Below are 15,206 nucleotides of genomic sequence, written 5' to 3' on the forward strand. Positions count from 1 at the left end.
GACAGTTACTTCCCGACGATGAGCCCGTCCCCATCCGGCGTGACCGTCACCTTCACGGTGTCGCCGTCGGTAACCTCGCCCGCCAGCAGCTCTTTGGCGAGCGTGTCACCGATCGACTGCTGGATCAGCCTGCGCAGCGGACGCGCACCGTAGACCGGGTCGTAGCCGCGCACGGCCAGCCAGAACCGGGCCGAGTCGCTCACGTCCAGCTTCAGCCTGCGCTGCGACAGCCGCTTCTGCAGCTGGTCGAGCTGGATGTCGACGATGTGCTCGAGCTGCTCCTCGTCCAGCGCGTGGAACATCACCACGTCGTCGAGGCGGTTGAGGAACTCCGGCTTGAACGCCGAACGCACCGTGTTCATCACGAACTCGCGATCGCCACCCGCACCGAGGTTGGAGGTCAGGATGAGGATGGTGTTGCGGAAGTCCACCGTGCGACCCTGGCCGTCGGTGAGCCGTCCCTCGTCGAGCACGGCGAGCAGGATGTCGAACACATCCGGATGCGCCTTCTCGATCTCGTCGAACAGCACCACCGTGTACGGCCTGCGCCGCACCGCCTCGGTCAGCTGACCACCCTGGTCGTAGCCGACGTATCCGGGCGGCGCACCGACCAGCCGAGCCACCGAATGCTTCTCGCTGTACTCGCTCATGTCGATCCGGACCATGGCGCGCTCGTCGTCGAACAGGAAGTCCGCCAACGCCTTTGCCAGCTCCGTCTTACCGACACCGGTCGGGCCGACGAACATGAACGAGCCGGTCGGCCGGTTCGGGTCCGCGACACCGGCACGCGCCCGGCGCACCGCGTCGGACACCGCCTGCACCGCTTCGGTCTGGCCGACCACTCGCCTGCCGAGCTCCTGCTCCATCCGCAGCAGCTTCTGGCTCTCGCCCTCGAGCAGCCTGCCCACCTGGATGCCGGTCCACGCCGCAACCACCTCGGCGATGTCGTCGGGGCCGACCTCCTCCTTGAGCATCACCTCGCCGTCCGACGCTGCACCGGAAACCTTTTCGGCCTCGACGAGCTGCTTCTCCAACGCGGGGATGGTGCCGTAGCGCAGCTCGGCCGCCTTGCCGAGATCGCCGTCGCGCTCGGCCCGTTCGGACTCGCCGCGCAGCGATTCCAACTCCTCCTTGAGGACGCGGACCTGATCGATGGCGCTCTTCTCGTTCTGCCAGCGGGTCATCAGCTGGTTCAGCTTCTCGCGGTCGTCCGCGAGTTCCGAACGCAGCTTCTCCAGTCGCTGCTTGGAGGCCTCGTCGGTCTCCTTGCTCAGCGCGACCTCTTCGATCTCCAGTCGCCGCACCGCGCGCTCGACCTCGTCGATTTCCACTGGGCGCGAATCGATTTCCATCCGCAGCCGGGACGCCGCCTCGTCGACCAGGTCGATCGCCTTGTCCGGCAGGAACCGGGAGGTGATGTAGCGGTCGCTGAGGGTGGCGGCGGCCACCAGCGCGGAGTCGGTGATGCGCACGCCGTGGTGCACCTCGTAGCGCTCCTTGATGCCGCGCAGGATGCCGATGGTGTCCACCACCGACGGCTCGCCGACCAGCACCTGCTGGAAGCGGCGCTCCAGGGCGGCGTCCTTCTCGATGTGCTTGCGGTACTCGTCCAGTGTGGTCGCGCCGACCAGGCGGAGCTCGCCGCGGGCCAGCATGGGCTTGATCATGTTGCCCGCGTCCATCGCGGATTCGCCGGTGGCCCCGGCGCCGACGATGGTGTGCAGCTCATCGATGAACGTGATGATCTGTCCCGCACTGTTTTTGATGTCTTCGAGCACGGCCTTGAGCCGTTCCTCGAACTCGCCGCGGTACTTCGCGCCGGCGACCATCGCGCCGAGGTCCAGCGACACAACGGACTTGCCGCGCAACGACTCCGGCACGTCACCGGCCACGATGCGCTGGGCCAGGCCCTCGACGATCGCGGTCTTGCCGACGCCGGGTTCGCCGATCAGCACCGGGTTGTTCTTGGTGCGGCGGCTCAAAACCTGTACTACGCGCCGGATTTCGGTGTCCCGCCCGATCACCGGATCGAGCTTGCCCGCGCGGGCGGACTCGGTGAGGTTGGTCGAGTACTTCTCCAGCGCCTGGTAGCTGCCCTCGGGATCCGCGCTGGTCACCCTGGCGCTGCCGCGCACGGCGGTGAACGCCTCGCGCAGCGCGTCGGCGGTGGCGCCGTACTTCTTCAGCAGCATCGTCACGTCCGAGTCGCCATCGGCCAGGCCGACCATGACGTGCTCGGTGGAGACGTACTCGTCGCCCAGCTCGGTGGCCAGGCGCTGGGCCGCGGTGATCGCGGCCAGCGCCTCGCGGCCGAGTTGCGGGGTCGTGGTCGCGCCGGTCGCGCTGGGCAGCCGGTCCACGATGTCCTGGGCCTCGCGCCGCACCGTCGCCGGGTCGACGCCGACAGCCTTGAGCAGCGGGGCGGCGATGCCGTCGGTTTGATCCAGCAACGCCACCAGCAAGTGGGCCGGACGAATCTCCGGATTGCCCGCAGCGGAGGCCGCCTGCAGTGCGGCGGTCAGGGCCGCCTGGGTCTTGGTGGTGGGATTGAACGAGTCCACAAGTCACCTTCCTACTAGTCGATTGATGGCGCCGGAGCCTGATCCGCACGAATCTCGCGCGGCTGCGTGCCGTCCTTTACATCCAACGTGGGAAAGGTTGAGTCTGTTCCGCTCAAGTTTAGTTATTTTCGCCCTGCCTGAACGCTACGCCGCGACACCTCCGCCAATGCGATGAATCACAGCGTGCATGGGGTATGGATGCATACGATGACCCTTGCCGTTAGTTGATGCATCACTCTTCAGCCCGATTCAAGGAGCGAATGGATGCGCGCGATCGTCGTACGGAAGTTCGGAGCCCAGCCAGAGTTGACCGACATGCCGGTCCCGGAACCCGGACCCGGCACGGTACGGGTGCAACTGGAGGCGGCAGGCGTCAACCCGTTCGACGCGAAAATGGCCGACGGGATACTGGACGGCAAGCTGCCGCACGACTTTCCGATGATCCTCGGGGTGGACGGCGCGGGCACCGTCGCCTCGGTCGGACCCGGCGTCACGCACTTCGCCGTCGGCGACCGGGTGGTCGGCAAGTTCCTCACCCCGCCGGCCGGCCACGGCACCTTCGCCGAATACGCGGTCATCCCCGAGGGCGGCACCCTGGTCCGCATCCCCGAGGGCGTGCCGACCGTCGCGGCCGCGGCCCTGCCCACCGCGGGCGTCACCGCGCAGGACATGGTGGACGCCACCAAGATCGAGCCCGGCCAGACCGTGCTGATCGTCGGCGCCACCGGCGGCGTCGGCTCCTTCCTCGTCCAACTGGCGAACATGGCGGGCGCGAACGTCATCGCCACCGCCCGCGACGCGGTCGCCGATCAGATGACCCGGCTCGGCGCCGCCGAGACCGTCGACTACACCGCGGGCCCGGTACGCGACCAGGTCACCACCGCCCACCCCGACGGCATCGATGTCCTCTACGACCTGGTGAGCCCGCCGGAGGTACTCGCCGAACTGACCACCCTGGTCCGCGACGGCGGCACCGTCTACTCCACCATCTGGTCCGCCGACGAAGACGCCCTGCGCACCAGGAGCATCCGCGGCGGCAACATCGAATCCAAAGGCGGCGCACCAGAATTGGCCCGCCTACTGGACCGAGTGGCCGAAGGCGACGTGGTCGTCCCCATCGACGCCACCATCCCGCTGGCCGACGGCACCGCCGCCATCGGTGCAGCAGGCGCGCGCGGCAAAACGGTGCTCACCATCTAGTTGCCGCTACCTGGTAGCTGGCCGAGCAGCGCCGCCGGCAGAACACCCTGCCGAAACCGGCCGGGCAATCCGACAGATAACCTGTCAACAGCGGCCGAAGCGCCAGCGAGGCCGTACCCCACCCGCGCTGCATACGGCGCGCGAGCGCTAGCGAGCAAGCCCTTCGGACATCGCAGGCTCGTGACCTAGCCAAGCGCCAGCTGGGCGTAGTCACTAGCAGGTTGTGCATACCAACACGACCACGGCATTTTCGGGGATACTGATCAGCGGAGGACCGCCGGTTACGGATACGTCCCCGGGCAGAACTGAGGGAAAGGAAGCTTCGCGTCGTGGATGCGCGTTCGGCTGCGCTGGTCCGCGCCAACTTCCGTGCGGTGGTCGAGTCCCCGCACGGAGCCGAGCGGTTGGTCAGTGCGTTCTACGGTCATTTGTTCGCCGAGAACCCGCAACTGCGTGAACTCTTCCCGCCTGCGATGGATATGCAGGCCAAGCGGATCGTCACCGCCATCCAGTACGTGCTCGATCACCTCGAGGACTGGGAGCGGGCACAGAAGTTCCTCGAGCAGTTGGCCCGTGACCATCGCAAATACGGGGTCGACGCGGCGCACTACGACGCCGCTGGCCGCGCGTTGCTTTCGGCGTTCCGCGCGTACAACGGCATCGGGACCTGGCATCGAGGCCTGGAAGAGGGTTGGCGCGACATCACCATCCTGATCTCCGCGTCCATGGCCATCGGCGCGAATTCGGACAAGTCCCAGCCGTTCTGGGAGGCGACCGTGGTCGGCCATCGCCGGGTGCTCGAGGACCTGGCCATCGTGCGGCTGCAATCGGAGAGCCCGATCCCCTATCAGGCCGGACAGTATGTGCCGCTGACGGTGCCGCAGCGGCCGAAGATGTGGCGCTACTTCTCGCCCGCCATCCCGGCGAACCCGTACGGCGAGATCGAGTTCCACATCCGCAAGATCCGCGGCGGCTGGGTCAGCCCGGCCATCGTGAACGAGACCAGGGTCGGCGACCGCTGGCAGATCGCCGGACCGCTCGGCGGCTTGCACGTCGACCGGGACAGCGGCCGCGACGTGCTGCTGATCGGCGCGGGCACCGGCATCGCCCCGCTGCGCGCCCAGCTGATCGAGATGGGTCAGCGCGGTATCAACCCGCGGGTGCACTTCTTCATCGGCGGCCGCTACCCCTGCGATCTCTACGACGTGGAGAACATGTGGCAGCTCTCGCAGAGCAATCCATGGCTCACCATCGTCCCGGTCTGCGAACAGAAGACCAATCCGTACTGGTACCCCCATCCGCCGCAGGACGAGCCGTACGGCATGCACCGGCGGTTGATCGGTAACCTGGGCGCGGTGGTCGCGAGCTTCGGCGCGTGGGCGGACCGGCAGATCCAGATCGCCGGGTCGGCGAAGATGATCGCGGACACCCGGCGTGCGTTGATCGCGGTCGGTACTCCGGAGCACATCATCAGCTCCGATCCTGTGTGATGAAGGAGGTCCCCATGGGGGATGGCAGCGGACGGAGTCCGCGGGGTGGGTAGGACACCGGGGGACCCGAGTGCGCTCGGTAATGGCGCACCCTTGCCGACCGAGTGGACCGCTACGGTCGTCGGACACCATCGAATCCGGCACGATCTCGCGGTGATTCGCCTGATCGGCGAGTTCGTTCCGTTCCTCGCGGGCCAGTCCGTCGAGGTCACCGTGCCGCAGCAGCCGAGCATGCGGCGCAGACTGTCGCCGGCCCTGCCGCCGTCGCTGGACGGCAAGCTGGAGTTCCATGTGCGCACCGTGCCCGGTGGCTGGTGCAGCGGCTCCATCGTGGCCGACACCCGGCCCGGCGACGAGTGGCAGATCCGCGCGCCCTTCGGCAGCTTCGCGGTCGACCCGGCAGGCGAGGAGGTGGTGATGATCGCGGGCGGCACCGGCCTGGCGCCGCTGCGAGCGCAGATCCTGGACCTGGCGCGCGAACCGGAACCGCCGCACACCTATCTCTTCTTCGGCGGCCACACCCCGCGCGACCTGTACGCCTCGGACATGCTGTACCTGCTGGCCGGTGAATTGCCTTGGCTCACGGTCATTCCCGTGGTCGAGAGTCCGGATGATCCAGGCTGGGAAGACGAATGGTACGAGCGCAGCCGGGTGAAGATCGGCTTCCCGCCGGACGAGATGCTCTTCGGCACGCTCGCCGAGGTGGTCGGTTCGCACGGCGCGTTCGAGAACCATCAGGTGCTGGTGTGCGGCTCCCCCGCCATGGTCAATGCCACGGTCGACCGCCTGCTCGCCACCGGAACCCCGGCGGAGCGGATCCAGTTCGAAGGCGTGTAGGTCTTTCCTGCCTCGCCGGAATCCGGCCGCGGTACTGGGCGCGACCGGATTCCGACTGAGTCCGGGATAACGGGAGGGGTCGAAATCCCGGACGGGCCGGTCAGAACAGTGGGTCGTGGCGGATGTTCTTGGTGAGCGTCCCCGCGGCCATCATCCGGAACTTGGTGGTCTGCACCATCGATGGCGAACCGACGATCTGCACGTCCCGATCGGCCCAGGCGCCGAAGCTGGCGACCACCTTGCCGATCTGACCGGTCAGCCGCGGCTCCAGGCCCGCGTGCGCGGGTGACAGTTCGCCGGAATCGGTGTACCACCAAGGGTTTTCTTCGTGCTCGGTGACCGGCGTTATGGTCAGCCAGCGATTGGCGACGGCCAGGCTGTTCAACGTGTCCAGATCGTAGAGATCGCACGGATGATGGCCGCCGACGAACAGGTGCACCTTCGGGTTGGTGCGCCGCTGCGCCATCGCCATCAGTTGGGCGCGCAGCGGGGCGATGCCGGTGCCGCAGCCGACCATCAACATCTTGCGCTTGGTGTTGCGCGGAATGCCGAGGCCGCCGAGCGGCGAGCCGAGCAGCCACTGATCACCGACGGCGGTCTGGCCGACGATGGACGAGCTGACCCAGCCGCCGAGTACGCCGCGGACGTGAAACTCGATCTCCCCGTTGGCATTTGCGGGCACGGCAGGCGACATGTAGCGCCACATCCGTGGCCGGGCCGGGACCTGCACACTCAGGTATTGACCGGCGGCGTATTGCATCGGCTGGTCCAGTTGCAACCGCAGCACGGTCAGGTTGCGCAACACGTTGCGGCGTTCCACCACGGTGCCGGTCCAGACCGGCGGCGTGGTTTCCTTCTCCGCCGCGCCGATCATGGTGTCGGCGATGATCTTCAGGCCCTCGTCCCAGGCCCGGTCCACCTCGTCGGTCCACATCTCGGTGCCCGCGTAAACCTGCATCGCGGTCTTCAGCGAGACGGCTACCGCGGTGTAATGCGCTGGCTGCACACCGTATTTGCGATGGTCGCGCCCGAGTTGGGCGAGGAAGGGCAACAGCTTGTTCGGCTCCTCGAGCCGGTCCAATGCATAGCTGATGGCCTTGACCAGGCGATCACGCTGTGCGTCCATGGCTGCTGGAAAGAAATCGCGGACTTGGGGATAGTCGGTGAATAGGATCGCGTAGAACGATCTCGCTAATTTCTCCGGCCCCCCTTCCTCCGCAGCAACCGCCTTGAACGTAGTTCTGATCAAAGCGACAGTCCGCGAATCCATTTGTGTCACAACCCCATTTCGCACTCGAACACAAACTGTGCCGGCGAGTGAGGTGCTGCGGGACACTCGTCAGCAGCCGTTGCCAAGGAGTGTAGGCGAGGTTTGCCAGGAGCGGAATCCTCCGTTTAAACAACAAGCGTGTAATTCCCCGGAAACGAGGACACCTGGCGTAAAACACTCACGAAACAGACTGGCAGACCGCAAAAACCGGATGAAATCGGTCACGGATACACTGAATTTGCAAGACTCGTTATGCAGTCTTCGCTTCGATGGCGATCCCAGAGCGACCGTGCGGCAACACCACTGGACGTCCGACCGACTGAGTCGGGCCGCGCCGCACGCCACGCCATCGGGGCGTCAGATGAAACTGACCAGTCGGCTATCAACTGTAAATGGATCACCCGATGCGTTGTCGCACATGGAGTCTCGGCTTACCGTTGGCTAACCTTCACCAATCCCTAGTTGGACGTACTTCGGGCCGCTGACCTCGGAACACGATCAATGTTCCGAGGCCGGCGGCCCGATAGTTAGCTAGCCGTATTCAGTATTGTTGCGAGAGTGTTGTTCGCTCAAATACCACGGCGATTACGCGGTTGCCACACCACCAATGCGGTACTGCGTTGCGGCGGCGAAAGGTCGGGCCGATAACCCGCTCGCAGCCGATCCAGCTCGGCCGATAGTTCGGCGACGCGCTGTTGCAATTCCTCGACCTGGTTGGTGAGTTCGATGATGCGCTTGATGCCCGCCAGGTTGACACCCTCGTCCTGAGACAGCCGCTGCACCTCGCGCAACAGCTCGACGTCCCTGGTCGAGTAGCGTCGCCCGCCGCCCGAAGTCCGTTGTGGCGTAACCAGTCCCAGACGGTCATAAGTGCGCAAGGTCTGCGCGTGCATGCCCGCCAGCTGGGCCGCCACCGAGATCATGAAGAACTCGACGCGCGACGAACCGCCGCCCGCCTGCTTCGGATCATTGGACATCAAGCACCTGCCCATCCTGCCCGTGGATCGAATCCGCTTGCCTTCTCCGCCTCCGCATAGCGCCGGAGCGCCTCGGCCGCGTTGTCGTCCAGCTTCTGCGGCACCGCGACTTTGACGGTGACCAGCAGGTCACCGGCGCCGCCGCCGCGCTTGGGCACACCACGACCGCGCACCCGAAGGATGCGGCCGTCCGCGGTGCCCGGCGGCACCTTGACGCCGACGCGCCCCTCCAGCGTTGGCACCGAAACCGTGGTCCCGAGCACCAATTCGCTGTAGCTGACCGGCAGCACCAGGGTCAGGTCGTCGCCGTTGCGGCCGAAGACCTTGTCCTGGCTGACGTGCACGCTGACGAACAGGTCGCCCGACGGCGCGCCACGCAGCCCCGCCTCGCCCTGGCCGGCCAGCCGAATCCGTTGTCCGTCACTGACTCCCGGGGGAATTCGCACCGTGATGGTGCGCGTGCGGTTCTGGATGCCGCTGCCGTGGCAGTCGACGCACGGGTCGTCGATGATCGAACCGGTGCCCCGGCAGTCATCGCACGGCTCGCTGAAGCCGAACGCGCCCTGGTTGCGGCTGATGATGCCGGTGCCATTGCAGTTCGGGCAGACGCGCGGGCTCGTGCCCGGCTTGGCGCCGCTGCCGTGACACGTGGTGCACGGCGACGGACTGGTCATCCGCAGCGGCACCGTGACGCCCTGCGCGGCCTCGCGGAACCCGAGGGTCGTCTCGGTCTCCACATCGGCCCCGCGGCGCGGCCGGCTCGTTGTCCGGGTGCCGCCCCGATTGAACAGGCCGCCGAGCAGGTCACCGAGACCACCGTCGCCGGCGTTCGCGCCGCCGAAGATGTCGCCGATGTTGAAGTCCTGCGAGAAGCCGGGGCCGGTACCGGGGGTGAACCCGCCGCCGCGTGGATAGCCGCCACCCGCGAACAGCTTGCGGGTCTCGTCGTACTCCTTGCGCTTGGCCGGATCCGACAGCACCGCGTGTGCTTCGCTGACGGTCTTGAACCGCTCCTCGGCTTTGGTATCACCGGGATTGGCGTCCGGATGCAGGTCACGGGCGAGCTTGCGGTACGCCTTCTTGATCTCGTCCTGCGAGGCGCCGGAGGAGACACCCAGTTCCTTATAGAAGTCCTTTTCGATCCACTCCCGTTGACTCACCGGATATCTCCTCCTCTCGCAGTGTTCGATTTGCGGCGTTCGCGGGTCCCTGCGTGGTTACACTCCGCTACCGCCTCCGGGCCCGACGCTCGCGCCGCGGAATTACTGTTTGTTCGCGCCGGCATCAGCGTCCGATGCCTCGGTCGGATCGGTGGTGGCCGCGTCGGCCACGCCATCGGTTACCCCGACCAGCGCGTGCCGAAGCACCCGCTCGCCGAACCGATAGCCCTTGCGCATGACGATCCCGATCACCGGGTCGTGTCCGGAGCCCTCGTGCTGCACGGCCTCGTGCAGGGTCGGGTCGAAAGACTCACCCACCGAACCGAATTCCTCGAGTCCCTGCTTGTGCAGCGCGGTGGCCAGCTTGTCGGCCACCGACTTGAGCGGTCCGTTGTCCAGGTCGCCGTGTGCCCGGGCCCGGTCGAGATCGTCGACCACGCCGAGCAATTCGGTGACCACGGCGGCCTTGGCGGTGTCGATCGCGGTCTTGCGGTCGCGTTCGACGCGGCGCCGGTAGTTGGCGTACTCCGCGGTCAGCCGCTGCAGGTCGGCGGTGCGCTCGGCGAGTTCCTTGCTGATGGCGTCGGCCAGCAGCTCGGCGCCCTGCGCCGCGCCGATGATGGACTCGGTGCCGTTCCCGGAGTCTGGGCCGGGCCCGGCGGCGGCATCTGCCGCCGCCGACTCCCGAACCTCACCTGTCTCCGGATCAATCTTGCGATTGTCGACGAAGGTGACCGGCTCTTGCTCGGAGTTGCGTTGCTCCGAATTGTTGCCGTGGGTCACTTCTTCTCCGTGTCCACCGGCTCGTCCACAACCTCGGCGTCAACGACCTCGTCATCGGCGTCGGTCGCCGAGGATCCGTTGCTGGACGCGGCCGCGTCGTTGGCCGACGACTCGTAGATCGCCTGGCCGAGCGCCTGCGACTCGGTCGCCAGCTTTTCCACGGCCGCCTTGACCGCGGCGATGTCGGTGCCCTTGAGCGCCTCGTTCGCCTCGGCGATGGCCGCCTCCACCTTGGACTTGATGTCCGCGGGGACCTTGTCCTCGTTGTCCTTGATGAACTTCTCGGTCTGGTGCACCAGCGACTCGGCCTGGTTGCGGGTCTCGGCCTCCTCGCGGCGGGCCTTGTCCTCGGACGCGTGCTGCTCGGCGTCCTTCACCATCCGGTCGATCTCCTCCTTGGACAGGCCGGAGCCGTCCTGGATCTTGATCTTGTTCTCTTTGCCGGTGCCCTTGTCCTTCGCGGTCACGTGCACGATGCCGTTGGCGTCGATGTCGAAGGTGACCTCGATCTGCGGCACACCACGCGGGGCCGGCGGGAGGCCGGTCAGCTCGAACGAGCCGAGCAGCTTGTTGTGCGAGGCGATCTCGCGCTCACCCTGGAACACCTGGATCTGCACCGACGGCTGGTTGTCGTCGGCCGTGGTGAAGGTCTCCGAGCGCTTGGTCGGAATGGTGGTGTTGCGCTCGATGAGCTTGGTCATCACGCCACCCTTGGTCTCGATACCCAGCGACAGCGGGGTCACATCGAGCAGCAGGACGTCCTTGACCTCACCCTTGAGCACACCGGCCTGCAGTGCGGCGCCGACGGCGACGACCTCGTCCGGGTTCACGCCCTTGTTCGGCTCACGGCCGCCGGTCAGTTCCTTGACCAGTTCGGAAACGGCGGGCATGCGGGTGGAGCCACCGACGAGCACGACGTGGTCGATGGCTGCGACGTTGATGCCCGCGTCCTTGATCACGGACATGAACGGCGCACGGGTGCGGTCGAGCAGGTCCGAGGTGATCTTCTGGAACTCCGCGCGGGTCAGCTGCTCGTCGAGGAACAGCGGGTTCTTGTCCGCGTCGACGGTGATGTAGGGCAGGTTGATCGAGGTGCTCTGCGAGGAGCTGAGCTCGATCTTCGCCTTCTCGGCGGCCTCACGCAGCCGCTGCAGCGCCATCTTGTCCTTGGTCAGGTCGATGCCGGCGCTGGCCTTGAACTTGTCGACCAGCCAGGTCACCACGCGCTCGTCCCAGTCGTCACCACCGAGGTGGTTGTCGCCGGAGGTGGCGCGGACCTCGACGACGCCCTCGCCGATTTCCAGCAGCGAGACGTCGAAGGTGCCGCCACCGAGGTCGAAGACCAGGATGGTCTGTTCCTTGTCGCCCTTGTCCAGGCCGTACGCCAGCGCAGCCGCGGTGGGCTCGTTGACGATGCGCAGCACGTTCAGGCCGGCGATCTGGCCGGCTTCCTTGGTGGCCTGCCGCTGGGCGTCCTCGAAGTACGCGGGCACGGTGATGACCGCGTCGGTGATCTCCTCACCGAGGTAGGCCTCCGCGTCGCGCTTCAGCTTCATGAGCGTGCGCGCGCTGATTTCCTGCGGGGTGTACTTCTTGCCATCGATCTCGACGGTCCAGTCGGTGCCGATGTGGCGCTTGACCGAGCGAATGGTGCGGTCGACGTTGGTGACGGCCTGGTTCTTGGCCGGCTGGCCGACCAGCACCTCGCCGTTCTTCGCGAAAGCGACGATCGACGGGGTGGTGCGCGATCCTTCCGAGTTGGCGACGACGACCGGTTCTCCGCCTTCGAGTACGGCGACGACCGAGTTCGTGGTCCCGAGGTCGATTCCGACCGCACGAGCCATTGTTGTTCCTCCTATTTGACGTACTTACTGGTGTCGGTGCTGGGCGGGTGCCGCCCTACGGCCAGGTCATCCTGTCCGCGAGACCTCGCCCCAGCACCTGACGGAGCACGGTCCCAGCAACGCTGAGTGTGGTCGGCTCAATCTTGCCCCCCATTATCACCGGGAGTCAACTCAAACTTGAGTCCGACACACTCAACACTGTCGAATAGCTCAACGGCCGACCGCCGAGGATCATTCCCGAACGCCGACCCCAATTTCGTCGTGTTGATGATTCTCGTCGCGCGGACCCGCCGCGGCTACCCGTGGTGCAATAGCTCGCGCGGCGGGTGCGAGCCCGGCGGAGAGGAGTCACGGTGTCGACGAAGACGCGGTCATGGTGGGGTTGGGGCAATGTCGAGGACGCCGTCAGCGGTGCGGAACGGGCGGCGCTGACGGCGCGCGTCGCGGCGATCCTGCCCGGCGCCGATCTGACGGCACACGAGCCGCCGACGATCGAATCGCTCGCGCTGCCCGAGCCTCGGGTCGCCGCGCCCGACGCGCTGGCCGACCTGATTTCCGCCGACCCGGCCGATCGCGCGGCGCACGCGCACGGGCAGGCATTCCGCGATGTGGTGCGAAACCTGTTGGGCGACGTGCGAACTCCGCCCGATCTCGTCGTGCGGCCACGTACCGAGACCGACATCGTCGACGTGCTCGACTGGGCGAGCCGGGCGAACATCGCCGTGATCCCTTTCGGCGGTGGCACTTCCGTGGTCGGCGGGGTGGAGGCCCGGCTCGACGGTGATTTCGCCGGTGCGGTGAGCCTGGATCTCGGTGCGCTCGACCAGGTCCTCGAGATCGATCCCACCAGTCGCGCGGCGCGCATTCAGGCCGGGGTGTTCGGGCCCGCGCTGGAAGACCAACTGCGCGAGGCGAAGCTGACCCTGCGGCACTTTCCGCAGTCGTTCGAGTTCTCCACGCTCGGCGGGTGGCTGGCCACCCGGGCGGGTGGGCACTTCGCGACGCTGTACACCCACATCGATGACCTGGTGGAGTCGATGCGGGTGGTGACGCCCGCGGGTATCAGCGAATCGCGCCGGTTGCCGGGTTCCGGTGCGGGACCCGCGCCGGACCGGATGTTCCTCGGCTCCGAGGGCACACTCGGCGTGATCACCGAGGCCTGGATGCGTCTGCAGGACCGCCCGCGTTGGCGGGCAACGGCTTCCGTGCATTTCGACGACTACGGCCAGGCGGTGACCGCCACCCGCACCATCGCACAGTCGGGGCTGTATCCGACCAACTGCCGACTGCTCGATCCGGCCGAGGCGTTCCTCAATGCCGGTGCGGCGACCGCGGGCGGGGTACTGGTGCTCGGCTTCGAATCCGCGGATCACCCGACGCGGCCGTGGATGGAGCGCGCCGTCGAGATCGCCGTCGGACACGGCGGCAAGCTGCCGGAACCCGTGCGCTACTCGGATTCGGACACCAACACGAACGGCGGCGGCGCGGCCGACACCTGGCGCTCGTCCTTCCTGCGCATGCCCTACCAGCGCGACGCGCTCGCGGCACAGTCGATGATCACCGAGACCTTCGAAACCGCCTGCACCTGGGACAGATTCGAGGCGCTGAAGGCCGCCGTGACCACCGCCGCCAACGACGCGATCCGCGCGGTGGGTGCGACCGGCGTGGTCACCTGCCGGTTCACCCACGTCTATCCGGACGGGCCCGCACCGTACTTCGGCATCTATGCCACGGGCCGCTGGGGCAGCACGGTCGCGCAGTGGGATGAGATCAAAGCCGCTGTCTCCGAGGCGCTCTCGGCCACAGGCGGGACGATCACGCACCACCATTCGGTGGGCCGGGATCATCGGCCTTGGTATGACAAGCAGCGTCCGGAGCCGTTCGCGCTCGCGTTGCGCGCGGCCAAGTCCGCCCTCGATCCGGCAGGCATCCTGAATCCCGGTGTGCTGCTGTAAATTACCGGACTCCAGTCAGCAGGGGCGCATGCGCTCGTGCGTGAGACCGGGATGGATACCCGGGCGTAAGCCATTGCTAGCGGCCATCCGTTGCAGCAGCCGCAGCAGGGTCGCCCGTTCCTCGGCGTCGATGTCGGCGAACAACTCGCCGTCGAGGCAGGTCACCGCCTCCTGCGCGCGGGCAAGTACGTCGTGCGCGGCGGGCAGCAGATAGACGGCGTGGGCGCGGCGGTCGGTCGGGTGCCTGCGTCGCTCGACGAGCTGTCGTTTCTCCAACTCGTCGACGAGTCCGACCATCACATTGCGATGGATGCCGAGCGTCTCGCACAGCTGCTGCTGTGTCTGCCCGTCGTGTTCGCGCAGTACCCGCAGCATGCCGAAGTGCCTGGGCCCGATGCCGAGTGGCGCAAGTAGCTCGCCGAATCGGCCGCCGGTGTAGGCGCCGAGCTGACCGAGTAGGAAGCCGGGCTGGTCGGCAAGCGGCGGGAACCTCGGATCGGCTTCGGTCACCCGCAAAGCATACCGTTAACGCACTCATGATGATTGACCAATTGCGTGATAATCACTTCATGTGCATAGTTTAAGGGGTCGCCACGCCCATCGAATCGAAGAGAGCCGCCGTGGACCCCGACCTCCGCCCCACCGAACCTCGACCCCCGCCGCTGGATCGCCTTCGCGGTGGTGCTCGCCGCGGGCTGCCTCGGGTTCTTCGCGCTGCCGAAGGACGCCAAGCTGAAGCCGCCCGAAACCGATTCCGCTACAGCGGATCTGACACCGATTGGAGTATGAGGACAATGGATATCTTGGTCATCGGCCGCGGCCAGAATGTGGTGGATTCGGCGATCCCGCAGATCCGCGCGCAGGGCTTCACCGCGCACGGCGTGATCGCCGACGCGGACGCGCTCGCGGTGCTCGACGCCGACCCGGTGGGCATCCTGCTGATCGGCGGTGGCGTGGAACGTGTTTCGCGTGACCTGCTGATAGCGAAGGCGCAGCAGCACGGCGTCGCGGTGATCGAGGCCAGGCGCAACGGGCGCGACCTCGACACCTACCTCCAGGAGGAGGTGTTCCCCGCGCTGCGTGCCAGGCAGTGAATCTGCTCGACCGGGCTGGAATGGTTTCCCCACTC

The 15,206-nt window shown here is 66.8% G+C and carries 12 protein-coding genes; 5 read left to right on the plus strand and 7 right to left on the minus strand.

The window, feature by feature from the left end; translation table 11 throughout:
* Nucleotides 1-5 precede the first annotated feature (5 nt).
* Complete coding sequence (clpB, locus tag ACQPW1_RS46790) at nt 6-2,561, minus strand: ATP-dependent chaperone ClpB (protein WP_433660310.1); 2,556 nt, start codon at nt 2,559-2,561, stop codon at nt 6-8.
* 264 nt (nt 2,562-2,825) lie between these two features.
* On the opposite strand from clpB, the gene ACQPW1_RS46795 reads away from it, so the two are divergent.
* The 3 genes from ACQPW1_RS46795 (at nt 2,826) to ACQPW1_RS46805 (ending at nt 6,088) form a co-directional block, all read left to right on the plus strand.
* Nucleotides 2,826-3,761: an NADP-dependent oxidoreductase gene (locus tag ACQPW1_RS46795; protein ID WP_433660312.1), complete on the plus strand. Its 936-nt coding sequence runs from the start codon at nt 2,826-2,828 to the stop codon at nt 3,759-3,761.
* A gap of 329 nt (nt 3,762-4,090) precedes the next feature.
* Nucleotides 4,091-5,251, plus strand: a complete 1,161-nt coding sequence (locus ACQPW1_RS46800) for an FAD-binding oxidoreductase (RefSeq protein WP_433660313.1) — start codon at nt 4,091-4,093, stop codon at nt 5,249-5,251.
* A 21-nt stretch (nt 5,252-5,272) separates the two neighbouring features.
* Entirely contained in the window at nt 5,273-6,088 is an 816-nt protein-coding gene (locus ACQPW1_RS46805; protein WP_433660315.1) for an FAD-binding oxidoreductase, read from the plus strand.
* A 100-nt stretch (nt 6,089-6,188) separates the two neighbouring features.
* On the opposite strand, the gene ACQPW1_RS46810 is transcribed toward ACQPW1_RS46805, so the two are convergent.
* From ACQPW1_RS46810 to dnaK, 5 genes are all read right to left on the minus strand, one after another.
* Complete coding sequence (locus tag ACQPW1_RS46810) at nt 6,189-7,358, minus strand: globin domain-containing protein (RefSeq protein WP_433660317.1); 1,170 nt, start codon at nt 7,356-7,358, stop codon at nt 6,189-6,191.
* 569 nt (nt 7,359-7,927) lie between these two features.
* Nucleotides 7,928-8,335, minus strand: coding sequence for a heat shock protein transcriptional repressor HspR (locus tag ACQPW1_RS46815; protein ID WP_379284174.1), 408 nt, complete (start codon nt 8,333-8,335; stop codon nt 7,928-7,930).
* Nucleotides 8,335-9,495, minus strand: a complete 1,161-nt coding sequence (gene dnaJ / locus ACQPW1_RS46820; protein ID WP_433660319.1) for a molecular chaperone DnaJ — start codon at nt 9,493-9,495, stop codon at nt 8,335-8,337. Before dnaJ ends, ACQPW1_RS46815 begins: the two co-directional genes overlap by 1 nt.
* A 102-nt stretch (nt 9,496-9,597) precedes the next feature.
* Entirely contained in the window at nt 9,598-10,278 is a 681-nt protein-coding gene (gene grpE, locus ACQPW1_RS46825) for a nucleotide exchange factor GrpE (protein ID WP_433660321.1), read from the minus strand.
* Nucleotides 10,275-12,122: a molecular chaperone DnaK gene (dnaK, locus tag ACQPW1_RS46830; RefSeq protein ID WP_433660323.1), complete on the minus strand. Its 1,848-nt coding sequence runs from the start codon at nt 12,120-12,122 to the stop codon at nt 10,275-10,277. Before dnaK ends, grpE begins: the two co-directional genes overlap by 4 nt.
* 353 nt (nt 12,123-12,475) lie before the next feature.
* Between dnaK and ACQPW1_RS46835 the strand changes: the two genes are divergently transcribed.
* Nucleotides 12,476-14,077: an FAD-binding oxidoreductase gene (locus tag ACQPW1_RS46835; RefSeq protein WP_433660324.1), complete on the plus strand. Its 1,602-nt coding sequence runs from the start codon at nt 12,476-12,478 to the stop codon at nt 14,075-14,077.
* A gap of 15 nt (nt 14,078-14,092) precedes the next feature.
* Here ACQPW1_RS46835 and ACQPW1_RS46840 read toward each other — a convergent pair whose 3' ends face one another.
* A complete protein-coding gene (locus ACQPW1_RS46840; RefSeq protein ID WP_433660326.1) occupies nt 14,093-14,587 on the minus strand; it encodes a MarR family winged helix-turn-helix transcriptional regulator in 495 nt (164 codons plus the stop codon).
* 284 nt (nt 14,588-14,871) lie between these two features.
* Between ACQPW1_RS46840 and ACQPW1_RS46845 the strand changes: the two genes are divergently transcribed.
* Nucleotides 14,872-15,171: a hypothetical protein gene (locus tag ACQPW1_RS46845; protein ID WP_433660328.1), complete on the plus strand. Its 300-nt coding sequence runs from the start codon at nt 14,872-14,874 to the stop codon at nt 15,169-15,171.
* Nucleotides 15,172-15,206 lie beyond the last annotated feature (35 nt).

The organism is Nocardia sp. CA-128927, assembly GCF_050955855.1.
Taxonomy (GTDB): domain Bacteria; phylum Actinomycetota; class Actinomycetes; order Mycobacteriales; family Mycobacteriaceae; genus Nocardia.